Source organism: Lacrimispora sp., from assembly GCF_046972725.1.
In the GTDB taxonomy this organism is placed as follows: Bacteria; Bacillota; Clostridia; order Lachnospirales; family Lachnospiraceae; genus Lacrimispora.
Genome location: NZ_JBKVXF010000001.1, coordinates 631,278 through 654,787, shown reverse-complemented (window position 1 = coordinate 654,787; position 23,510 = coordinate 631,278). Strand labels below are relative to the sequence as shown.

The window sequence follows — 23,510 nt, the reverse complement described above, 5'->3', positions numbered from 1 at the left end:
CTATGAGTATTTACGATACATTGAATCCCATGCAAAAGGAAGCGGTTCTCCATACGGAGGGACCGCTTCTTGTGCTGGCCGGAGCCGGATCAGGCAAGACCAGGGTACTTACACACCGGATCGCCTATTTAATAGAAGAAAAAGGGGTTAATCCATGGAATATCCTTGCGATTACATTTACCAATAAGGCGGCAGGTGAGATGAGGGAGCGTGTGGACCGTCTGGTGGGATTTGGAGCTGACAGCATCTGGGTCTCCACCTTTCATTCCACCTGTGTCCGTATTTTAAGACGGCACATAGAAAGCCTTGGTTATACTACGAATTTCACCATCTATGATTCGGATGACCAAAAGACGCTGATGCGCCAGGTTTTAAAAAGTCTTGACCTGGACCCAAAGGTTTATAAAGACCGGGCAATGCTGGGAATCATTTCCACGTCGAAAAATGAGCTGATTTCAGCAGCGGAATTTGAAGCCGGTTCTAATGGGGATTTCCGCCAGAAAAAGGTGGCTTCTGTCTATAAGGAATATCAAAGCCGGTTAAAGAAAAACAATGCCCTGGATTTTGATGATCTGATCATGAAGACGGTCCAGCTTTTTGAGAGCAATGCGGAAGTCCTTAATTATTATCAGGAACGTTTTAAGTACATATTAGTGGACGAGTATCAGGACACGAATACGGCCCAGTTTAAGCTGGTGAGCCTTCTGGCGGGAAAATACAGAAATCTCTGCGTGGTTGGTGACGATGACCAGTCCATTTATAAATTCCGCGGGGCAAATATAGAAAATATTTTAAACTTTGAAAAGGCTTATCCAGGAGCAAGGGTCATAAAGCTTGAGCAGAATTACCGTTCCAGCCAAAACATTTTAAATGCAGCCAATGAGGTCATACGCCATAACAGAGGCCGGAAGGATAAGACCCTTTGGACGGCCAATGAGGAGGGGCCTCTGGTTTTGTTTAAGCAGTTCGACAATGCCAGTGAAGAGGCGGAGGCCATTGTCCGGGATATTTTAAACAGCCCTGCTGACTATCAGGACTGTGCCGTGCTGTACCGGACCAATGCCCAGTCTCGTCTGATTGAGGAAAAGTGCCTTAAACATAACGTTCCTTACCGCATGGTGGGAGGGGTCAACTTTTATCAGAGAAAAGAAATCAAGGATGTGCTTGCTTATTTAAAGACCATTGCTAATGGAAGGGATGATCTTTCTGCTTTGAGAGTCATTAACGTTCCAAAGCGCGGCATCGGAGCTACCAGCCTGTCAAGGATTCAGGCATTCGCATCGGAGCACGGGTTTGGCATATATGATGCCTTTTGCCGGGCAAAGGCAGTTCCTGGCCTGGGAAAAGCAGCAGAAAAGGTGCTTGGATTTACAGCACAGATCGAGGATTTCAGAGACAGGATTCAGGAGGAAGCCTACTCCATCCATGATCTGATTGAAGATGTGCTTGATGAAACCGGATATTTAAAGGAGCTGGAAGCGGAAGGGGAAATTGAGTATCAGACCCGTCTGGAGAATATTGAAGAGCTGATTAATAAAGCGGTCAGCTTTGAAGGGGAACATGAGCATTCGGACCTTAGTGAGTTTTTGGAAGAAGTGGCCCTTGTGGCAGATGTGGACCGGATGGATGATTCGGAAAACCGGGTAACGCTTATGACACTGCACAGTGCCAAGGGGCTGGAGTTTCCCAGGGTATATTTAAGCGGAATGGAAGACGGATTATTCCCAAGCATGATGTCGATTTCCTCAGATGACAAAGAAGATGTGGAAGAGGAGCGCCGTCTTTGCTATGTGGGAATCACCAGAGCCCAGAAGTTCTTGATGATGACAGCTGCCAGACAGCGTATGGTCAATGGAGAGACCCGGTATTCCAAGGTCAGCCGGTTTGTGGATGAAATTCCTGGCCATCTTTTGGATTCTGAGAAACTGGAACCAAGATTGTCATCAGGGCGCAGCAGCTCTGATTTTGATGACAGCGCACTTCCCTGGGGAAAGCCATCGATGCGATCTGCCGGAATCAGCTCTTTTGGACCTGGAAACAATGCTTATGCTTCAAAAACTGCACAGCCTGCGACTAAACCTGGATTCGGAAAGGCATTTACCGTTGAGAAAACAGATTCCTTAAACTATAAAGAAGGTGACAGAGTCAGTCATATCAAGTTCGGAGAAGGCCAGGTAATGGAAATAAAGGATGGCGGAAGAGATTACGAAGTCACCGTTAATTTTGACAAGGCCGGTGTTAAAAAAATGTTTGCTTCTTTTGCAAAATTGAAACTTTTATAAATTTAATTATAAATACATAAAATTTAAAAAAATTGTGAAAATGATAGTAAAAGAACCGATATAATGGTATAATAACTCCGATAGGCATAGATGAATTCTTTGTCGTGATTAAGGAAAGCAAGGCTCTCAGAAAGGACGTGGAGACATGAACAGATTTGATGCAATGAGCAAAGAGGCTATGAGCAGACTGGAAGATCTTATGAACTCAAGCAGAGTGAATGAATTGCTTCATAAAAGAGAACAGGAAGAAAAGAAGAAAAATTGTATCCTCTGGATATTGGCAATTGTAGGTGCAGTAGCAGCGGTGGCAGGAATTGCTTATACCGTGTATCGTTTCTTCACACCGGATTATCTGGAAGATTTCGAAGATGATTTTGATGACGATTTTGATGATGATTTCTTTGAAGACGACCAGCCCGCCGAAAGTTCTGAAAATTAGGAATGGCATTATAATAGAGAGAGCGTGCCTCAATGATTGAGACACGCTTTTTGCTAGGTTAATAGGATAAAAGGATAGGAGTCAGTATAGTGAAAAAGGGTGAGATATACGAAGGAACCATCGGACAGTTCGATTTTCCGGATAAAGGATTCATTGAACTGCCGGAAGGAAAGATTGGAGTAAAGCATGCACTTCCGGGACAGAAGCTGCGGGTTATGATCAATAAAAAGCGTGGTGGAAAGGCAGAAGGCCGTATTCTTGAAGTGCTGGAACCTTCCAGTCTGGAGACGGCCACAGATCCATGTCCTCATTTTGGAAGCTGCGGAGGCTGTACGTATCAGACGATTCCATATGAAGAGCAGTTAAAGATCAAGGAGAAACAGGTAAAGGATTTAATTGACGGTGTCTGTAAATCCTATGAGTTTGAAGGGATTAAGGCAAGTCCCATTGAAAATGGGTACCGGAATAAGATGGAATTTTCCTTTGGAGACGAATACAAAGACGGTCCTCTGGCTCTTGGAATGCATAAGAGAGGCAGCTTTTATGATGTGGTGACCACCACGGATTGCAGGATTGTAAATTCTGATTTTTGTGACATATTAAAGGCGGTCAAGGAATATTTTGAAGTCCGTGGAACCAGATTTTATAAGAAAATGCAGCATACCGGGTATCTGCGGCATCTTTTGGTTCGCCGTGCCATTAAGACTGGTGAGATTTTAATTGATCTCGTTACCACGACTCAGGAGGATATGGATCTGACTCCCCTGACCGGGCAGCTGCTGAAACTTAAGTTGAACGGTAAGATCGTTGGAATTCTTCATACGTTCAATGACAGTCTTGCAGATGTGGTGAAAAGTGACCGGACTGACATTTTATACGGGCAGGATTTTTTCTATGAGGAGCTTTTGGGCCTGAGATTTAAAATCTCTCCCTTTTCCTTCTTCCAGACCAATTCTCTGGGGGCAGAAGTGCTTTATGAAACCACAAGAAGGTATGTTGGCGAAACAAAGGATAAGGTGGTATTTGACTTATATAGCGGTACAGGAACCATTGCACAGATCATTGCACCGGTTGCAAAAAAAGTCGTGGGGGTGGAGATTGTGTCGGAGGCAGTAGACGCTGCCAGGGAGAATGCAAAGCTGAATGGACTGGACAACTGCGAATTCATTGCCGGAGATGTGTTGAAGGTGATTGATGAATTAAAGGACAAACCGGATCTCATAATTCTGGATCCTCCCAGAGACGGAATCCATCCAAAAGCGCTGTTAAAGATTATCGATTTCGGCGTGGACAGGCTGGTGTATGTGTCCTGTAAACCAACAAGCCTTACCAGGGATTTGGTGGTGCTGCAGGAGAATGGGTACCGGGTGGAGAAGGTGTGTTGTGTGGATATGTTTCCTTCTACGGCGAACGTTGAGACGTGCGTACTTTTATCCCACAAAAACCCACAAACATCTCCACCGTCTTTATAAACTGGAAAATTGAATAAAATAGACTTTAAAGGCAATTCAGCCTCGTCACATGGGAAAATCTCTATTTCTTTGATTAACGAAGAAATCAGAGATTTTTTCTCTTCGTCGCTGATTTTATCATACACCTTGTCAAAGTTTTCCAGTAGCGTGTAGATGTTTTCCAAGGTGATGGCATCTTGCTCCACGGCTTTGCGGCGCAGCTTTACATCTTCAATTTTTTCTTCCAGCTCTACGATAGTGTCATACAGTCCATCAAGGCGAAGGGTCATATCGTGGAGCTTGCGTTCTCTAAAACGGGTATCTTCTGGCAGACCGTCAATTTCATTTTCAAGACGAGTTTTATTGAGTTCCACTTCTCTAAGCTTATTTTCATAGTTTTTGAGTTCTCTGTTTAAAGTGGAAGTATCAATTTCCTTACCTATTCTTGATTTGATTTCTGCCGCAAAATCCTGATTTTTAATCAGCTCTCTGATTGCCTCAATGACAAGCGGTTCAATGTCGGTTTTTTTGAGCATAGCTTTATAGTCACAGCTTTTTCCCCGTGCTGTGCGAGCCTTGCTGCATACATAATAGTAAATTTCTTTATATGTACCGTCTTTGTTTGTCCAAGCGTGTTTATTGGTGTACATTGGGCCACCGCATTTCGGGCATTTTAAGATACCGCTTAACAAATGTGCTCTGTCCCGACCAATTTTGGACGGGGATTTAATACCTGTTAATTCTCGTTTTTCATGTGCTTCATTCCATAGTTCCTCATCTATAATAGCATCGTGCTGACCGTCTGCAATAATGTATTCATCTTGGTGTACTTGGCGGTATTCGTTTTTTGTACCTTTGACCTTTTCTCTTGTCCGCCTACCAAAAGCAATTTTTCCAGTGTACACAGGATTGTCGATTATCATTCTGACAAAATGCGTACTCCATTGTGAAAGAGTACCGTTGGCACGTTTGATTTTTGGGATACCCTGCAAATTTAGATAGTTTGCAATTTTATAAAATCCCATATTGCCATTTACGTATTTATCAAAGATAATTCGTATCGCTTCTGCTTCATTTTCTTGGATATAGAGCTGCTTATCTTTGAGGTAGTAGCCATAAGGAGCAAAACCACCATTCCAACCGCCTTGACGAGCTTTTTCCTTTCGCCCATTCATAGTCTGCTCAATGATGTTTTCACGCTCTATTTCAGCAACAGCAGACAACACAGAGATTAGAAGTTTTCCGCTTGTCTGCGAGGAATCAATTCCTTCCTCAATGCAAATTAAGTTTACGCCAAAGGATTGAACGTGTTCCAAAGAATTTAAAATATCGGCTGCATTTCTGCCAAAGCGGGAGAGCTTATAGACTAAGATATATTCAATTTCCAAGCCATTTTCAATATCATACAGCATTTGTTTAAAAGCGGGTCTGCCTTCTATGGATTTGCCGGATTTACCAGCATCTTCGTAAATGTCTACGATCTCCATTTCTTCTCTGTCTGCAAAACGCCTTAAGCTGTTTTTCTGCCCATCTAAGCTGAACCCATCGACCTGCATTTCGGTACTTACACGAGGGTAAAGTACACATTTTTTTCCACTCCGATTCATAATAGTTGACCTCCAATCAATGATTGGAAAACATCAATCCATAAGCACTGCTCGTTTAGACAACACGATTGATTTCATCTAAGACCTCTGCACCATGTTTTTCTATAATCTGAGAAAGTACATTGATAAAATCCTGATATGCTTTGGTTTTCTCATAAGAATTAGGTGGTGTAGCAGCAGTAGCAGTGGGATTAGGTGCATTTTTGATATTTTCCATTCGCAATCACCTCCAAGTGTCTTGCTTATATAAAGTATAAGCGTATCGACGATTTATGAAAAGTTTGTCGCTGTATCATTTATAGTAAAACCAAGCACACCGCAAATTTGCTTAAAACAAAAGTGCGGTGCGGTTAGTTTTATAAGTTTGCCGTATTTGCCACGCACCCCGGCAAGGGGATATTTTGAGCTGCCATTAGCTTGGCATCATAGTCCCAAGGTACCGTATATGCTTGTCCCAAAAGCTACGTATACCTCAGGAACTCCCCCTCAAGTCTGTGGGAGGTCGTGAGAAAGTATCATTATCCCTTATGTGTGTTATTGCGGCGAACGTGCCACCGTTCGGTCTAATGGCTGCATTTATCGCTCCAACTGCTGTAATATCCATGCACATAAAGGCTCTCATCAATTATTTGGTTTCCTTTTTTGGCAAGGGTGTTACATCGGTCATCATGGCGCTGCCCATTAGGTCGCTTTGCTTTTCAGCCACATAAGTTTCGTACTCAAAATACCGTATATTCAATTGTCAAGGAACTGGGGAAGATTTTACCTCCCTCTATATACCCTGACTTTTTTCCTTAGGAAACGGAACATGATTTAGAAGAAACTTTTTAAATATTTTTCTATGGTATGTAAACCTCTTTCGATACCAATGCGGACAGCTTTTTCGCTTACGCCTTCTGCTTTGGCAATGGCCGTTTTACTCATACCCATAAAATAATGAGCATAGATACGCTTTGCCTGCTTGTCCGGCAGAGAAGCAATGGCAGCGTGGAGCTGATGGCTTGTGAGCTTACGTTCGTAAATCTCATCGGGTGAGAGAGAAACAAACAAAATGTCATGCTCAATTCCATCCCCACGGTCAAGAGAGTAGTGAGCGTTGTAGCGGTATTTCTTTCTCTCGTATGTTGCTTCCGCTCTTGCATATTCCTCAAAGATAGCGAATAACTCATCAGGCACTTCCACAAAAGAGTCTTGTGTGTAGTAAGGGTAATAATCTTTCAGATTAATTGTTTTCATGGTTTTACCATCCTTTCGATTTTTTATTTGCTGAAATCGAAAGGACAGCGGTGGTGAACGGCAGTGAGGCTGTATGAATATAAAAAAGCCCGGCTGCATTGCGCAACCGGACATAAGGGAATTATTAGCGATTATATGATGATGTGTGTATTCATATTGATAACCGAAATAATCCGTAGATGGGTATAGACTTTTTTTGACAAGCCATATAAATTAGGGGGAGTGTGATAATGAAAAAAGAACATAGCAATATCCTCCTTGATACCGCCATGTCCTCAAAATGAGCGACTTTAATATACCCTCCGAATATCCATTTTTAAAGGCAAACGGCGGTTCTGATTATTTATTTCAAAACCGCTATTTAACCGATATGTACTGCATTACCTTTAACAACGGTTTTATATTTACTGTAATATAACTGAAAGTTACCACAATAAAAGAGAGAGCCGACAACTGTGATTTTACTCACGGTTATCGGCTCTGCGTCTTAGCGTCTGGCTCTTTAATAATTGACATGTTCAGTTCTCGCACATTAATTAGGGTTTCCTGCTTGCACTTTGGACAGAATAGAGGGAATTTTTTCAATTCCGTATCCTTATAAATTTTTAATCGTGTTTTATTATTGCAAACAGGGCATAATATCCACTTTATTTCTTTCATTGAATACCCCTTTTTATTAAAATTAAATTTCTTAAAAATTGATTTGTTATAACGACTTAAATAATAGCTATGTTATCGTTCCCATACCATCAAAAATTCTTGTTCACCTGTATTCTCATCAATATTTTCGGATTGTATTATAAAATTTTCTCTTTTATAAAATTTTATAGCGCCCTCATTCTTCTGATATACGCTCAAAGACAGCTTAGTTTTAATGTCCTTCACATAATTTAATAAGTGCTTTCCAATTCCCATAGATTGTGAAGTAATTGAAACAAAAATACCTGCAATGTAATTATCTGAAAGACCCACGAACCCAAGTATTTCTCCATTTTTTTCATAAACATATACCTCTGATTGAGGAATTATTTCTTTCGTATCATTAAAATGTTCTACCCAATATCTTTCAGGGATAAAATTATGAGCTTTGGTATTAACTTCGAGCCAAATTTGTGTAACCTTATCAATATCATCTTTATAAAGTTTTCTTATCATGTTGTATTAACCTCCAATATTTACTTAAATTAACCTAAATTTTTTTCAGTTTCATTATTTTACGGAACGAATTACAATAAATTTCCATTCCTTCTAAAAAAGCTTTCTGCTGTGCAGGTGTTAACTTTTCCATGCTACTACGCTCTGCTTCTCTTATTTGAGGAATAATAGAATTAACAAATTCTTCTCCTTGTTTTGTTAAGTGAATTGTTTTAGATCTTCGATTATTTGGTATTTCCTTTAATTCAATCATGCCATTTTTATAAAAGTTAGTAATGATTGTATTCACAGTTTGTTTTGGCAAAAAAGTATGTTCACAAAGGACTCTTTGTGTGCAGTTTTCTATCTGCGTAAGAAGATTAAGTATTTGTAAACTGGTATATGGCAGATTAACTGATTTTGCATAATCCTCATAAATCATATTCATTTCGTACAAAGCAATAGCAAATTTCTTTATTTGTGTTTCTGTTATTTTGCATTCCATAGCAAATAATCCTTTCATAGTACAGTACGATTATAGGACTATATTAATATAAGAAGACTTAATTGTCAATATCTTTAAGGTAAACAAACCTATTATGCTCTATATTTGTCAATAATATGATATGTGTAATCATATCTCGCCAAGAATATGAACAGTAAAATGTAGTAGGGTGAAATAACATGAAGCGAAAAATCGACAAATATGATTTTAAGGCTTTCGGTCAAGCCATAAAAGAAGCACGAAAAACAAAGGGAATATCGAGAAATCAGTTAGCAGACCAAATGAATATTGCCCCTCGATATATTGCGTCCATAGAAAACAGCGGACAGCACCCAAGCCTGCAAATTTTTTATGAGCTTGTCACTCTCTTAGACGTATCGGTAGACCAATTCTTTTTTCCAAACAAAGAAACGGACAAGTCTACGCAGCGCAGACAGCTTGAAAGCCTGCTTGACGATATAAGCGATAAGGGATTGCGTATAGTTACCGCCACAGCAAAAGAGATTAAGGAAGCCGAAGCAGAGGACAAATGAATGTCCCGAACACAACAAAATATGGAATGAGAAGCGTTGCAAACTTTTGAGGATTGCAGCGTTTTTTCTTTTATGCTTATCTGGCAAAACTATTTTTTATTGTTGTTGATACTAACGATTAAGTAACGTGGCAAGCAGGGCAAGGTGGTACACACCTTGCGATTTTGCTCAAAATTCCCTGACGGGATTTTTGGCAAATCTGCTTGTTGGGGAGTATCCCCAATCCCCATTTGAACACTACCTTGTGGTAGTGGCTACGCCTCCTACGGAGGCTATAAAACACAGGTCAGCTCATCGCTGTTCCTGTGTTTTTTCTTTCTCATTCAAGAGGACATCATATCCTAAAAGATGATCAACATTCGCCTTTGCGGTCTGGACTTCCTGCATGGATTTTTTAACAGTCACATACTCGGCATACGCTTTTTTCTTAGCGGAAAGCAGCTCTGCATATTCTGCTTGGATGGTCTTAACGGTGGGAAGTTTTTTCATCTGCAATTCATCAAAAGCTGACTTTGCCGCCTTGTGTAAAAGCAACTCTGCGGTGTGTTCATCATAAAATTTTTTTGAGTATCCTGCCTTGCGGTAGGCGGCATAAGTATCACGAGTTTTTGCGTAATTAATGATGTGGGTTTTCAGTACGGCAATCTCGCCCATACGCTTTTCAGCGGCTTTGATTTTGGCAGAAAGCTCATTAAATGTAGAGGTTGTGGTTTGAGCTTTTTGCTCCAAATCCTTATAGGCAAGGAGATTGTTTTCTGATAAAAAATTGATGGTCTGTGCCATTTGCTTGAGGTTAAAAACCTTTGCCCATCGCTCGTAGCTTGCCCCTTTTCCTGCCTGTAATTTTGTCTGTATATCCACGAGCAGATTAACACGCTGCACAGGTTTTTGTGTGTGGTTTCTTTTGGAGATAAGCGGTTTAATTCCTTTGATGGCAGCTCTGATTTCGTCCTCAGAATACCCCTCGCCAAGAGAGCGAAAACGGATAGGTTTTTTCTGGTCTTTACCTAAAAAAGATATGTGTTTGCCCTGCATTATTTCATATCCTGCGGCTTGCATTTCAAGCAGAAAAGTATTGAAGTCAGCAGGCTTTTTCGTAAGAACCGCATCAATAGCTTCTCTAATTTTATCGGAGAAAGAGGGAGCTTTTTTATTGCCAAGCCACTTGCCATAATTGTTTTTTCCACGCTTTGGATTTTCGATAATGGAAAGTCCATATGCAAGGCAAAGGCGGTCACTAATTTTTCCGACAGCTCTGCCAGAGCCTAAAAAATCTCTGAACTTTTTAGTGCAGTCCAGAGAGGTGGAATTATAAATAATGTGGTTGTGAATGTGAGCCTTGTCAACATGGGTTGCAACGATAAAAGCGTACTTTCCCTTTGTCCATTTCAATCCAAGCTCATAGCCGATTTGATTAGCAAGCTCTGGTGTAATTTCCCCCGGCTTAAAGGACTGGCGTATCTGATAGGTAATCACATCATTGGTTTGCTCTCGACCAGTTATTTGGTGGTACTGCCGCTTAGAAAGCATAAATTCTCCCTGCACTGTGCGAGGGTCACATTCATAGGAGCTGATGAGTTCGCCATCATTGGTTTTATCGGGATTTTGAGCGTAATCAGTACGGTCAGAGAGACATTGTGCAATACTCTTGCCTTTGTTTTGGTGCATGGGAATTAAACGAGTGGTAGCCATTGAAACACCTCCTTGTGTTGAATTTCATTTCTGAATTTGGTATAATTAATATGGGTAAGTATAAGTTAGGAGGTGCATTCAATGAGTAGAAATGCCACCCCTTCATCTTTTGGTTGGGATTTTCAAGTCAATGCTGCAATTGTTTTGATGCTTGAAAATATTAAAGCTATAAAGAGTGTTCGAGTTGAGGGCAGAAAAGAAGATATTGAACTTCTTTTGGAAAATAAAGAGAATATATATGCACAAGCAAAATCTGTAATGCGAATTGATGATTACAGCAATGTACGAAGCAAATTAAAAGCAGGATTAGAGACTTTAAATGATGATGCAGAACATCAAGATTATCATAAGCTTATTTATGTTACAAACTCGCCTAATCCTTTTAATCTTGATAATACAATGAGTGCCTTTTATGGACATTCACGCTTATCTTATGCTGATTTGCCACAGTCTTGCAAGGATATAATTGACCTTGAAATTGCAAAAAAACCTTTACAGCACATTGATACATCCAATTTAGAAATTCACGTTATTCCATTTTTTACAGATGATTTTCAGCAAAGATACCGAGTGATTAAAGATAGTGTTGATAAATTTCTTTTTGAGCTTAACAACAATACTCGGGGAATGGCAGATGAATTGTTGGAAATATGGCAGCATGAATTTTTTCATAATTGTACTCAAGGTGATTTGGACTTAGTTATAAAGAAGAAAGACCTTATGTGGTCAATAATAGTTTTACAATCGCAACTTCATCCAGAGCATACGCTCTTAGAAGATTATGATGATGGTGCAGTGGAAGAAATTATTCGCTCTTACCGTTATTTAATCAATAATCGCTGCGAAAAATTTGAGTTCATTTCTCAAGTTTTGTTTGACTTTCAAGACTTTAAGTCTGATGAAAAGGGCAACAAGAAAATCGCTGAATTCATTGCCGCAAAATGTGATGATTACAAATGTGTTTTTGAGCTAAATGTAATCTGCGAAGAAGTTCAGGATATAGTGGTTAAAATTATACTGCAAAAAATTATAACAAACAGGTTTTTAGCAAATGACATCGCAAAGAAGGTGAATTTATGATATTTCATTCTCTTAAAATAACTGAAGGTCTGTTTGAGAGATGTATTGACCTTTCAGATAAATCCAACTTGATATATAGCAAGAAAAATAGCACGGGAAAAACCACACTGATTCGTTTTTTTCTGTTCTCTTTGGGCTATCCCATACCAAGCACTAAAAATATACGCTTTGAAAAATGCATAACGGAAGCTACAATAACTTGTTCTATGGGAAAAATTACAATTTTACGGAATAGTGAGTACTTGGAAGTTAGTTTTGAAAACGGTAGCAAAGAACACTTTGTTCTTCCGACTGACCAAAATGCTTTTCATTCAAAAGTATATGGCACTGAAAACAATGACCTGCTTAATAATATTTTGGGCGTATTTTATGTTGACCAAGAAAAAGGTTGGACATTACTGAACCGAGGAATAATTATCGGGAAAATACGCTTCAATATTGAGCAGTTGGTTCGGGGACTGTCTGACAGAAATTGTGATGATCTAACTAAAGAGCTGCGTTCTGTTGAGCAACAATTAAGTAAATACAAGCAAATGTTTAGTGTCTCTGAATATCAGCAAGAATTAAACGAAGCTGAAAGCAATATTGTCTTTGAAACTAAAGATGAAGAAGAGCAGAAACTTCTCGAAATGCTAAACTCTGAAATCTCATCATTGGAAACAGAGCTAAAACGAGTGAACGCTGTCATTGCTGAAAATAATTCATTCAAAAATTTTATTGAAAAAATGAAGATTGCAGTTAAGGGATCGGACGGAAATCCAATTCCGGTCAATCGAGATACCATTATTGGTTTCGATTTTTCGGTTGAGTTTTTGTTGGCAAAGAGAAAAATGATTTCATCTAAGATTTCGTCCTTGAAAAGCAAAGCTGAAAAATATGAACGCAGTCAGACCGAGCAGTTACAATTGCTTAAAACAGAAACTCTTATTGAAAGCTTTGACAGAAATATTTCAAAAATTGAAGTTAATCAAATGGCAGTATCAAATGTTATTTCGAGTTTGGAAAAAGAAAGAAGCAAACTGAAAAAGCAAATTACTCTTTTAACGAAATATAACAACGATGTTGTTACAAGCATTCATAATACTATCATGAAATACGCTAAAGAATTGGACTTTGAACAATATATTGTTCCTTCATCAGATTATATTTTTACAGATGATTTGAAATCTTTGTCTGGAACTATATTGCACAAGATTGTCTTTTCTTTTAAACTTGCTTATATAGTTGAAGTTCAAAAAAAGTTAAATACCACACTGCCGATTATTCTTGACTCACCTAGTGGGAGAGAGGTCACGAAAGAAAATGTTAAGTCTATGATTGATATTTTAAATCGTGATTTTTCTAATAACCAAATTATAATTGCATCAATTTTCCAATATGATATTGATAATATAAATGTTATTGAGATAGAAGACCGACTAATCAATGAATTACGTCAACAATAATAAATATCGTATGCTAAGGCAAGAGTGACATCACCTAATGTCACTCTTGCTATTTTGTACTCCAATTTTGATAATTATTTTATAAATGTAAGGTAACCTCTTGATAAAAATGAAAACAGCACCTAGATGTTTCCAATCTAAGTGCCTAATTTTTAAGATGATAAATATTCATCTATAATATGATATATAAAATCAAACACTTCATATAAAAATGAAATACTTTCTCTCAACGCAAGATAGTCTATTGAATGACCACTTGTAAAATACAAATCGTTATCAGTGCTTATTAAATATCTCCATACTTCTGCATTTTGGTCTGTTTGCTTTTCAGAAGGATTAATTCTTTCAGAATCTCTTTGGTTGGCTTCTTGAAATTCTTTAAGCAAAAGCCTCACTTTCGATAAGCTTATCCCTTCTAATGAGTATGATACAAAGTTTTCTTTATATGATTTGACATTCTCAACGGCAGACTTATTATTAATAAAGTCATCAATAACTTTACGCTTTACTTCATCCCAAAGCGTGAGAAGATTATGCCCTCCTTTTGGCAATTTTCCAAAGCAACGTAGATAAATGTGCTTTAATGAAATTTCTAGGCAATGGCGATAAGAAAACAATATTGGGAATATGTATGTATCTAAAGTTTTGGGAGTTCCATTTTCTATTGCTATTTCAACTAAATCATCAGCACTATTTTTATATCCTTCTCGCAAACCATATAATGCCAGGTCTTTGTTCTGCCATCCAAAATGTGCTGATTGCTCCATTTTTCCACTTTCCAAAAATATTTTCATAAGTCACCTCATATTATTTCTCTTCATAATTGAACGAATCCATAATATCGTTTTCAATTTGGTCTAATATATCCTTAATGTACTGAGAAACGACACTATAGTCTTCAATAACTCTTTTAATTTGAAATACTGGATGGCATTTCAAATTCATATCAAAGTCGCTCATAACAGCAACATTTGGTGAATTCCTGTGTGTCATTTTGTTTCTAAGGGCATTGGCAAATGAATGATTTCCTTTCCATTCATCTTCACAATCCGTGTTATCATCTTGTTCAATGTACCCGTAAATTTCAGTTGCTTTAATTTTAAAATCATGACTGTAATTGTTCGTGGGATTAAATATCTGTTTATAGTAAACTTTTTCTTTTGGAATGTTTATATCAAAGTAAAGTCTATATAACTGTGCTAACATATCCCATAAACTTGAAGTCCGGAACAACGCATTTTCAAGATAATAGTAAGCTAGCCTTTCTTCTTCAGTATCCGTTCTCATTAAGCTGAAATTACTTGCTACTTCATCAGAGTAAGAGAATTTAATTGTCTCATTAAATGATAGTTTAATTTTCCAATCTAAATCCATCAAAGTATCATGTATGGTTTTATACTGCATTAGTTTTCCGAATGGAGCATCATCATTCCCGGCGGAAACTACACCGAACAAAAATTTATCTTCTCCAAACATTATTTTGAATCGTTGTGGATTATAATCTACACTTGAAAGCTTGTTTTGAAAATAGAGTATTTCTTTATCCTTTTGTTCGTTCATTATATGCCTCCCGATTAACTGTTAATAGAGTAATTTTAGCATATAAAAATCAGAAATTCATCAACAGCTTTTAAATACAAAAAATAGCAGAAGCATCACAGAAAAACAAGGGTCGAGATAAACAGCTTCGCCGCCCTTGTTTTCCTGTGACACTTCTACTAAGGCGGCAATTAAGGGGAGAAAGCACAAGTCTGCTTTCTCCCCGCATTCATTTTTATATAGATTTCAAGAGTTCATTAAATGCCTCTGCTTTGCTGAGAAGCCAAGCCGCAAGCATTGGTATGCCATACGACTGATGCAAAAGGCGATGATGAGATACTTAAACCCCTCCGCAGGCCGTCCGCTAAAGAGCAGTATGCCAAGAGCAACCACGGCTATCAAAAATGCCAAGATGGAAAGCAAAGTTGTTCCAATTAAGCATACAAACTGGCAGAACAGCACAAGGACTGTCAGCATCAGAGTAACAGGGAAAAGCAGTATCTTAAACAATATTCTCATGGATATTCCTCTCTTAAGCACAAGCTGATTTTATGCAAACAGCATAGCAAAATAAAATATCGCTGTCCATCTTGTTAATAAGGTTTTTTCAGATTGAAGATAATCGGGTCAATATTTCGTCTGCCACCTCCCAAAGCCTGTCATGGCTCTGCCGCAAGTCCTCGATGTCATTTCCATAGACATTGCCTGTTTCGTGTACCCGTTTGGTGAGCTGATTTAAGCTGTTGCTTGTTTGCCGCAGGAGGGAAACCAGTTCCCTCACATCGGCTAAATCAAGCTGTATCATGTACCCATCAACCGCCATTTTGCGGAGATAGGCTCCTAAATTTTTTGTGCCGAGCCGTTCCATTTTTTCAGCAATCAAGCCACGCTCATGTTCCGTCACCATAAAATGCAGTTGTATTTTTCTCTGGCGGTGTGCCATTATCGTTCCTCCCTTCCTTTTTCGTGTTTCACCTTTGGCTCTCTGGTAGCTGTGGGTGGCATTTTAAGGCTTTCCAGTACCGATGGGCGGTTGTTCTTAGAAACCCTCTCCACTGGCGGTTGTGGCTGTGCTGCACCCATATCCATGTTCAGCTCCGCATCCAGAGTGGCAAGGCGGGAAACCTTATCTTTCAGCTCCTGTTCCTGCGGGAACGGCTTGCCAAGCTCTGCCTTTGCCGCATCCTGCTGCTTATAGAGATTATCAAGCTGATCCGTCACAGCTTTTAACCGTTCCGGCATAGCTGCAAGAGAGTTGTCAATACGAGAGAGGTTACCCCTCGCATCCATACCCAGTTTAGCAGTATGGCTCATTGCTCCCTTTAAGGTGAGCTGATGACCGTCCATTATGCCGCCATAGGATAACAGAATGGTAAACCCTCGGTAATTGCCGATTTCCACAGGGGCGCTGCTTTTAATCTCTTTGCAAGCCTCCAAGAGTGCTGCCCCTGCATTGTCCTTATCTGTAAGAGTATCGCCCTTAATGACCATTGGCAGGAATATGCCCTCGGCGGTGGGAAACTCGGCAAGCACTTTTAAATCCTGCTCAAATCCTCTGATAAAGCCTTTGTTTTTTTCTATGTTTTCGGGGAAGTATTTGAGCAAGTTATCCTCCAGACGGTACTGGCTGCTCTGGTGGTTGGCTTTTAGGAGCTTGAGCCTTGAGACATCAATATCCAAGTCCATTTTTTCCTTGATTTTTGGGTTGCCTGCACATAGAGCCTTGATTTCCGCATAGGAGAGTGCCGCCTCGTCCACATCTTCACAGGAACGGACAGGGCTTTTTGAGGTCATTATCTGACTGATGAATTTTTGTTTATTTTCGACGGTTTGCCAGAGGTAAGCATCAAAGGTTGCCTCGGTGACATAGCGGTAAATGTTCACTTCCTCGTTGAGATTTCCTTGCCGTTCAATTCTGCCGGAGCGTTGTGTCAAGTCCCCCGGACGCCACGGGCAATCCAAATCGTGCAATGCCACAAGGCGGTCTTGAATATTTGTGCCTGCTCCACATTTTGCGGTACTGCCAATCAATACCCGAACATCGCCGCACCGTACCTTTGCGAACAGCTCTTTTTTCTTCACCTCGGTATTTGCCTCGTGAATAAAAGCTACTTGATGAGCGGGGATACCCTTTTCTACGAGCTTCCTCCGAATATCGTCATAGACATTAAAAATAGCGGTAGGGATCAGCACCTCATCGGGCAGACTATCCTCCAGAGCCGCAAGCTCCACACCGTTGACGGTCTGTGTACCTGCCTTTGCCGCCTTTAACTCCTGTGCGGCTGTTCTGCCTTTTGGGGTGGAAATATCGCAGAACACAAGCTGTGTCAGTTTTTCGGCAGCGCCCTCCTGCCAAATGCGGTGGAGATTGTTCACGCAGGCATTGACCTTGCTGCCCTCGTCATCGGACAGGAGTGGGTTAATGATGCGTTGGTCAAGTCCAAGCTTTCGACCATCGGAGGTGATTTTTAACATATTGTCAACGGAGGGGTCAACCTTGTTTGCATGGACTTTGGCGGCTCGCTCAGAAAGCTCACGCACCATATCCGATTGAATTTCCGTAGGCTTTACCGCCACGGTTTCATAGATAACATTAGGGGTGGGTAAGTCAAGCTCATCTGCAACCTTAATATCCGCAACCTCTTTGAACATGGACATCAGCTCTGGCAGATTAAAGAACTTAGAAAATCTCGTCCTTGCACGGTAGCCTGTTCCTTCGGGAGCAAGCTCAATAGCGGTTACGGTTTCCCCAAAGGTACTCGCCCAACAGTCAAAGTGGGAGAGTCCGTTCTTTTGGAGGGTAGAGTATTGCAGATACCGCTGCATGGTATAAAGCTCGGTCATGGAATTCGATACGGGTGTGCCGGTGGCGAATACAATGCCCTTGCCGCCTGTCAGCTCGTCCATGTAACGGCATTTCATAAACATATCGCTGGACTTTTGGGCATCGGTGGTGGATAGTCCTGCTACATTCCGCATTTTGGTGTAAAGGAACAGGTTTTTATAGTTGTGTGCCTCGTCTACATAGAGCCTATCCACGCCAAGCTGCTCAAAGGTCACTACATCGTCTTTTCGTTCCTGTGCCTCTAATTTACTGAGCCGTTCCTCCAATCCTTTTTTGGTACGCTCAAGCTGCTTGACGGTAAAACGCTCGCCGCCGCTTGCCTTGACTTCCTCAATTCCGTTCAAGATTTCATTAATTTGTTCACGGAGAAGACGTTCCTGCCGTTCCAAAGACATAGGGATACGCTCAAACTGGCTATGACCGATGATGACCGCATCATAATCGCCTGTGACAATTCTGGCACAGAACTTTTTACGGTTGCTCTTTTCAAAATCTTTCTTTGTGGCCACCAAGATGTTGGCGGCAGGATAAAGTCTTAGGAACTCACTTGCCCATTGCTCGGTGAGGTGGTTTGGTACGGCAAACAGTGGTTTTTGGCAAAGTCCAAGCCGCTTGCTTTCCATAGCGGCGGCAACCATTTCAAAGGTTTTTCCTGCACCGACTTCGTGGGCAAGCAGGGTGTTGTTACCGTAGAGGATATGAGCTATGGCATTGACTTGATGGGGGCGCAGGGAGATTTCGGGATTGATGCCGCTGAAATTGATGTGCTGACCGTCATACTCACGGGGGCGAATGGAGTTGAATTTCTCGTTATATTTTTTTACAAGGGTTTGCCGCCTGTCGGCATCATTCCATATCCAATCTCGAAACGCATCTTTGATGGTCTGCTGTTTTTGCTGTGCCAGAGTGGTAGCATCTTTATTCAGTACCCGCCGTTCTTTTCCATCGGGGTCAACCACAGTGTCATAGATACGCACATCACGGAGGTTTAGGGTATCCTCTAAAATCTTATATGCGTTGGCTCGGTCTGTTCCATAGGTCACATAAGCCGCCACATTGTTGTAACCAACGGCACTTTTGCCTGTAATATTCCACTCGGCGGTGAAGGGAGCGTATTTTACCTCAATCTGGTTTTGATTTCGCCATGGGGTATCAAACAGCTCATACATGAACTGCTGCACATATTCTTTGTCAATCCAAGTCGCACCAAGACGGACATCAATTTCCGCAGCCTCAAGGTCTTTTGGCTGTGCCGCCTCCAAAGCTGATACATTAGGGGCATACATATCGGATACCCTTGCCGCCATTTTAGCGGTGCGGAGCTTTTGCCTTACATCGCCGGAGAGGTATTCATCGGCGGTGACATAGTGGGGATTGCCCTCGTTTTCAAGGTTGGGCAGACAGAAAATAACACCTCTAAGGTCGGTGGCGATCTGCTCAGAGGATAATCCTGTGAGCTGTTCCATATAACCGATGTCTACCTTTGCCTTTTCTGCGATGGAAAGAGCCAGAGCCTCGCTTGCGGTGTCCACAGAGGTAACGGATACACGCTTTTTAATGGTGCGTTTGGTGAACATATCAGCTTTGGCTTTCAGATTACCGCTTTCATCAATGTCCTCCAGAGAGCAGAGGAGATAGTAGGAATTGTCCTCTGCAAATGCAAGGCTGTTACCACGGCTGTTAATCAGTCCGTATTTTGCGGTAAAGCTGTCATAAAGGCGGTTTAGCTTTGCCTGCTCCTGTGAGATGGTTTCGTCTGAATAGTCCTCAAGCTGATAGCGGATAAGGTCATTCACACACTCTCTAAGACTTACAAGTCCTGCTATTCGTTCCTTTGCGGTCTGGTTAAGCTCTGGCCGCACCATGCGGCTGTTTTCACGGTAATATACTTCGCCGTCTACAAGGGTGTAGGAGAAGTTTTTTACCGTTGGGGCGGCAGGGATAGAACTGTCAGAGCCAAGCTCCATATCGGGCAGATCTGCATAGGGGATACTGCCCTCAATATTGGAGGTGGCTCTCTGAAGCTGTTCTGCAAGGTCGGCATCCGGCAGAGGGGTACAAGTGCTTTCCATACCAAACTGACCGCTTTTCAGCTCTATCGTGCCTAAAATCATTTCGGGGTGTTCTGCAAAATAGCTGTTTAAGGTAATGTCATTTTCATCTTTGGCAAGGTGTATCCAATCCCTATCCACATCAATCGGTCTATCCCGTTTTTGTAAAAACAGGATATCACTAGTGACCTCTGTGCCTGCATTTTTGAGAAAGGCATTGTTCGGCAGTCTGATTGCCCCTAACAGCTCAGCTCTCTGGGCAAGGTAGCGTCGTACTTCGGGGGATTGCTTATCCATCGTTCCCTTTGAAGTGACAAAAGCAACCACACCGCCGGGGCGAACTTTATCCAGAGCTTTTGCAAAGAAATGGTCATGGATAAGGAAGTTTTGATTGTCATACCGCTTTTCACCCAGCTTATAATTACCAAAGGGTACATTACCGATAGCAAGGTCGAAAAAGCTGTCGGGCAGCTCGGTTTTCTCAAAGCCTGTGATAGCAATGTTGGCTGGGGGATAGAGCTGTTTTGCAATCCTGCCTGTAATACTGTCAAGCTCCACACCATAGAGTTTAGAGCCTTGCATACCCTCTGGCAGCATACCAAAAAAGTTGCCTGTGCCGCAGGCAGGCTCTAATATATTGCCCGTGGAAAATCCCATTCGTTCCACGGTATCATAAATTGCTTTGATGACCGTAGGACTGGTGTAGTGTGCGTTGAGGGTGGAGGCTCGTGCCATTTCGTACTCGTCCTCGGATAAGAGAGCTTTGAGCTGCATATATTCACTGCTGAAACTGCTGTTTGCTTTGTCAAAGACTTCGGGCAAGCCACCCCAACCGACATAGGCTGATAGGATTTTCTGCTCTGCTTTGGTGGCAGGGTGGTTTTCACGCTCAATGGTCTGCAAAGTGGTAATAGCGGTAATGTTTCGGGCAATTTTCTCTCGTTTGCCGCCCTCGCCTAAGTGGGTGTCAGTAATGCGGAAGTTTTCTGCTGTTTCCTGTGGTTTCTCTGGCTGAGGATACCGTTCCAAAAGCCTTGTAAAGCTCTCGTGACTTTCAGCACGCAGGATAGGATAGAACAATGATGGATCACGCAGGGTGACTTGGTGGGCAGAGATTTCTTCAATTAAAAAAGGCGTACCGTTTTCAAGAAAAACAGTATCGCCTATGTTGTATGGAATTGTGGGTGTTTCTGACGGTGGCTCTGGCTGTTCCGCTTGCATCGGCTCTGGTGTAGTACCGTTTAAGTGGTCTGTAACCGCCTGTGCCTCATCCTCGGTCATGTAGGTCTGATAAATATCCTCAACCTCATAGTATCTTCCATCTTGCATATCGGGAACAGTGTTATCCCTTATGATGAAAGGTTCATCATAGGCATCGGAGGTAAGTTCTACCGTATAACGAGGGGGTTCGTCCTCTAAACCATAGTCTGCGGTATCTTGCTCTGGCTCGGTATAAAAAGCACCTTCCGCTACGAGCTGCCCAATTCGCCGCTGTACCTTTGCCCATGACATTTCTAAGGCATTTCCCCCCTTGCTGATGGAGAACATAGGGAGGTTGCCGCCGTATTCACCTTTTAACCATTCCGCTGTGCCACGCTCACGGCTATGGAGCTGCATATAGGAAAGTACCCTTAATTTGCTGCCCCCATCGCCATTCCATGCTTGTAGTGCGCTATCAATGTCCACGGCAGTAATTGCAGCCATCGGCTCTGCCTCTGGAGCTGTTGCTGAAAATGGCTGTGGGGGGACTGTAATTTCTGATTGAGTAGTCACAGGCTCGGTAGTAGTTTCAGTTAGTCCTGCATTTTCCCTCTGTTTTTCTGCAAGTTGTGCTTTTTCCACGGTGGTAAGGTAGCGGTCATTGGCAATAAGATAGTCAATTCGCTTTGCAACGGTATTCCACTTCAAATGGAGCTTATCGTCTTTTTCCCCACGCTTGTATTCCAGTCCTTTGGCACTGTGGTCTTCATAGCTGTTGTCTGCACCCGAAAGGGCGTGTGTTCCGCCGCCTGTACCGTACTCATTTTTTAAAAAATCCTCTTTCTCTTTGGGACTGTGAGGTTGAGTGAAAAACTCATAAATGCGATATTTGCCATTTTGAAAGCTGCTTCCATATGCCAGAGCAGTGTCAACCTCATCTTGGGTTACAAACATTTTAAGGGACGGGACATCAGTGAGAACGGACGAAAACGCCTTTATCGGCAATCGTAAATCTTCAAAAACAGCAATCATTTCTTTTGGTTGATAGAAATGAAACCGCAAAAGCTCTCTGTCTTGCTCGTAGTCGGCAGCAAATCGCTGTAAGCCTGCAATGATGGTTTCACGCTCGGCAGGCTCTCTAAGCAGTTTTGTAATCTGCTGTGTGGAGTTTGGGAAACCACCCTGAAACAGTTCCTCGCCAAAGTAAGTGTGAGGGGCATCATCTGAAAAGTTCTGGTGCAGATACCATAGGCGTTCCGCAAGGCTTTGGTATTCATAATCCTTGGCATCTGAAAAGGCATCTTGCGGCACAAACTGCCCCTCCGACAAAAGCTCTGTGATACGCTGCTCGACATTTTCCCACGGAATAAGCTGCTTGTTTTTGGCATAAAGAGCTGTTTCACCCTTTGCAATATGGATACCCTGCTCGTTGTACCAGACGGAAACCTTTGTGCCGCCTAAATACAGTCCTTTGCCGCCTGTGCCAAATTCTTTCTGTAAAAAAGCGATGTTTTCCTCAGTGGTTTTTGCTTTCTGATACATGAAAACAATGCGGAAAATGCTGTTATTCTGATTGCCTCCTGTGCGAAGGATATGGTCAATCTCTGTTTGGGACATAGAAAAAGGGTCAGGCATTTCGCTCGACCCAATTCTCTGTATCTGTTCCTGTTCCGATGGGAACAGGGTTAGCTGTATATAAGCTCCGTCAGTATCATTTCCTCTGCCTGTGCCTTGAGATTGTTCATGTATCCCACCCATTCCATCTGATGGGTCATCTTGTCGGGAGCTGGCTGCACTTTCTGCAAGTCTGCCATAATCTGCTCCATTCGTCTGGTGGCGGTCTGGTCTATCTCCAATAGGTGGGGAAACAGTTTCTCGGACAGCAGCAGGGAATGGAATAAGGGTGTCCGATGTTCCATGAGGTACTGTTTCCTCATTCTGCCGTATTTGCCTATCGGCTGCACCTGCTCGGTCACTGTGAGGTCGGGTATCAGATAATCCCCGCTCTGGCTGTAAGTTAGGTTGTTCATGCTCTTTGCTCCTTTCGCGCTCTGTTTTAGCAATGGTAATGGATATTTGTCTGAATACCTGTTCCGACTGTTCGCTGACCGCCGTACCCAAGAGGGCAACGGTATCTGGTGTGTTGAAATCAAAAACGCTTAAAAAGTCCTCGTGCTCAAAGTATTCATCGGGGTTTAGTCCGCACCGCTGCATAAGGGTGTAGGCAATGCTGACGGTGGCGGCATTTTCAAAAGCTATTTGGATATTATCCTCATCATAATCCTCTAAAAAGCTACCGGGGACGATGTAGGGAATGTCTGCCCTGTGGTCATCATAATACTCTTTTGCGAGAGCTGATGCAATGTTGTAAAAAGCATCGGAAAGATCTTCGCTGTTTTCTCCGAATTTGTCCTGCAACATTTGCAAAACGGGAGCCTCGTGATAGTCCTGCATTTCCCAAAGGAAAGGGC

Annotated in this window: 17 protein-coding genes and 2 pseudogenes; 6 read left to right on the top strand and 13 right to left on the bottom strand. The window is 41.8% G+C overall.

Annotated elements, in window-relative coordinates; all coding sequences use genetic code 11:
- Window positions 1–2: 2 nt before the first annotated feature.
- The 3 genes from pcrA to rlmD all read left to right on the top strand — a co-directional run bounded on the left by pcrA (window position 3) and on the right by rlmD (window position 4,193).
- A complete protein-coding gene (gene pcrA / locus ACLTWA_RS03330; RefSeq protein ID WP_412326123.1) occupies window positions 3–2,282 on the top strand; it encodes a DNA helicase PcrA in 2,280 nt (759 codons plus the stop codon).
- A 145-nt stretch (window positions 2,283–2,427) separates the two neighbouring features.
- Window positions 2,428–2,721 (top strand): DUF4366 domain-containing protein, encoded by a 294-nt coding sequence (locus tag ACLTWA_RS03325; RefSeq protein WP_143318835.1) that lies wholly within the window; start codon window positions 2,428–2,430, stop codon window positions 2,719–2,721.
- Between the two features lie 89 nt (window positions 2,722–2,810).
- Window positions 2,811–4,193: a 23S rRNA (uracil(1939)-C(5))-methyltransferase RlmD gene (gene rlmD / locus ACLTWA_RS03320; protein ID WP_412326122.1), complete on the top strand. Its 1,383-nt coding sequence runs from the start codon at window positions 2,811–2,813 to the stop codon at window positions 4,191–4,193.
- Here rlmD and ACLTWA_RS03315 read toward each other — a convergent pair.
- From ACLTWA_RS03315 to ACLTWA_RS03290, 6 genes and pseudogenes are all read right to left on the bottom strand, one after another.
- A pseudogene (locus ACLTWA_RS03315) lies at window positions 4,133–5,779 on the bottom strand (recombinase family protein); the annotation flags it as partial. The gene rlmD and the pseudogene ACLTWA_RS03315 overlap by 61 nt on opposite strands.
- A 55-nt stretch (window positions 5,780–5,834) precedes the next feature.
- Window positions 5,835–5,996: a hypothetical protein gene (locus ACLTWA_RS03310; protein WP_412326121.1), complete on the bottom strand. Its 162-nt coding sequence runs from the start codon at window positions 5,994–5,996 to the stop codon at window positions 5,835–5,837.
- 596 nt (window positions 5,997–6,592) lie between these two features.
- The gene (locus ACLTWA_RS03305) at window positions 6,593–7,015 is read right to left on the bottom strand and encodes an RNA polymerase sigma factor (protein ID WP_412326120.1); all 423 of its coding nucleotides are present in this window, start codon (window positions 7,013–7,015) and stop codon (window positions 6,593–6,595) included.
- A gap of 471 nt (window positions 7,016–7,486) precedes the next feature.
- Window positions 7,487–7,675: a cysteine-rich KTR domain-containing protein gene (locus ACLTWA_RS03300; protein WP_412326119.1), complete on the bottom strand. Its 189-nt coding sequence runs from the start codon at window positions 7,673–7,675 to the stop codon at window positions 7,487–7,489.
- Between the two features lie 72 nt (window positions 7,676–7,747).
- Window positions 7,748–8,170: a GNAT family N-acetyltransferase gene (locus ACLTWA_RS03295; RefSeq protein WP_412326118.1), complete on the bottom strand. Its 423-nt coding sequence runs from the start codon at window positions 8,168–8,170 to the stop codon at window positions 7,748–7,750.
- A 34-nt stretch (window positions 8,171–8,204) separates the two neighbouring features.
- Entirely contained in the window at window positions 8,205–8,654 is a 450-nt protein-coding gene (locus ACLTWA_RS03290; RefSeq protein ID WP_412326117.1) for a MarR family winged helix-turn-helix transcriptional regulator, read from the bottom strand.
- Between the two features lie 179 nt (window positions 8,655–8,833).
- On the opposite strand from ACLTWA_RS03290, the gene ACLTWA_RS03285 reads away from it, so the two are divergent.
- The gene (locus ACLTWA_RS03285) at window positions 8,834–9,187 is read left to right on the top strand and encodes a helix-turn-helix domain-containing protein (protein ID WP_412326116.1); all 354 of its coding nucleotides are present in this window, start codon (window positions 8,834–8,836) and stop codon (window positions 9,185–9,187) included.
- A gap of 291 nt (window positions 9,188–9,478) precedes the next feature.
- Here the strand turns inward: ACLTWA_RS03285 and ACLTWA_RS03280 are convergent, their stop codons facing one another.
- Window positions 9,479–10,879: a relaxase/mobilization nuclease domain-containing protein gene (locus ACLTWA_RS03280; protein ID WP_412326115.1), complete on the bottom strand. Its 1,401-nt coding sequence runs from the start codon at window positions 10,877–10,879 to the stop codon at window positions 9,479–9,481.
- Between the two features lie 81 nt (window positions 10,880–10,960).
- Between ACLTWA_RS03280 and ACLTWA_RS03275 the strand changes: the two genes are divergently transcribed.
- Window positions 10,961–11,959, top strand: coding sequence for a hypothetical protein (locus tag ACLTWA_RS03275; protein WP_412326114.1), 999 nt, complete (start codon window positions 10,961–10,963; stop codon window positions 11,957–11,959).
- Window positions 11,956–13,404, top strand: a complete 1,449-nt coding sequence (locus ACLTWA_RS03270; RefSeq protein WP_412326113.1) for a hypothetical protein — start codon at window positions 11,956–11,958, stop codon at window positions 13,402–13,404. The genes ACLTWA_RS03275 and ACLTWA_RS03270 overlap by 4 nt, the downstream gene beginning before the upstream one ends.
- A 152-nt stretch (window positions 13,405–13,556) precedes the next feature.
- Here the strand turns inward: ACLTWA_RS03270 and ACLTWA_RS03265 are convergent, their stop codons facing one another.
- From ACLTWA_RS03265 to ACLTWA_RS03240, 6 genes and pseudogenes are all read right to left on the bottom strand, one after another.
- Window positions 13,557–14,198: a hypothetical protein gene (locus ACLTWA_RS03265; RefSeq protein ID WP_412326112.1), complete on the bottom strand. Its 642-nt coding sequence runs from the start codon at window positions 14,196–14,198 to the stop codon at window positions 13,557–13,559.
- Window positions 14,199–14,211: 13 nt separating this feature from the next.
- Entirely contained in the window at window positions 14,212–14,964 is a 753-nt protein-coding gene (locus ACLTWA_RS03260; RefSeq protein ID WP_412326111.1) for a Cthe_2314 family HEPN domain-containing protein, read from the bottom strand.
- A 225-nt stretch (window positions 14,965–15,189) separates the two neighbouring features.
- Complete coding sequence (locus ACLTWA_RS03255) at window positions 15,190–15,462, bottom strand: hypothetical protein (RefSeq protein ID WP_412326110.1); 273 nt, start codon at window positions 15,460–15,462, stop codon at window positions 15,190–15,192.
- 88 nt (window positions 15,463–15,550) lie between these two features.
- On the bottom strand, window positions 15,551–15,886 hold the full coding sequence (locus ACLTWA_RS03250; RefSeq protein ID WP_412326109.1) for a plasmid mobilization protein: 336 nt from the start codon (window positions 15,884–15,886) through the stop codon (window positions 15,551–15,553).
- Window positions 15,886–21,066, bottom strand: a pseudogene (locus ACLTWA_RS03245) (SNF2-related protein); the annotation flags it as partial. The gene ACLTWA_RS03250 and the pseudogene ACLTWA_RS03245, both read right to left, overlap by 1 nt.
- A 1,658-nt stretch (window positions 21,067–22,724) precedes the next feature.
- Window positions 22,725–23,069 carry a TnpV protein gene (locus tag ACLTWA_RS03240; RefSeq protein ID WP_412326108.1) on the bottom strand — a complete coding sequence of 115 codons (345 nt, stop codon included), beginning with the start codon at window positions 23,067–23,069 and terminating at the stop codon, window positions 22,725–22,727.
- Window positions 23,070–23,510 lie beyond the last annotated feature (441 nt).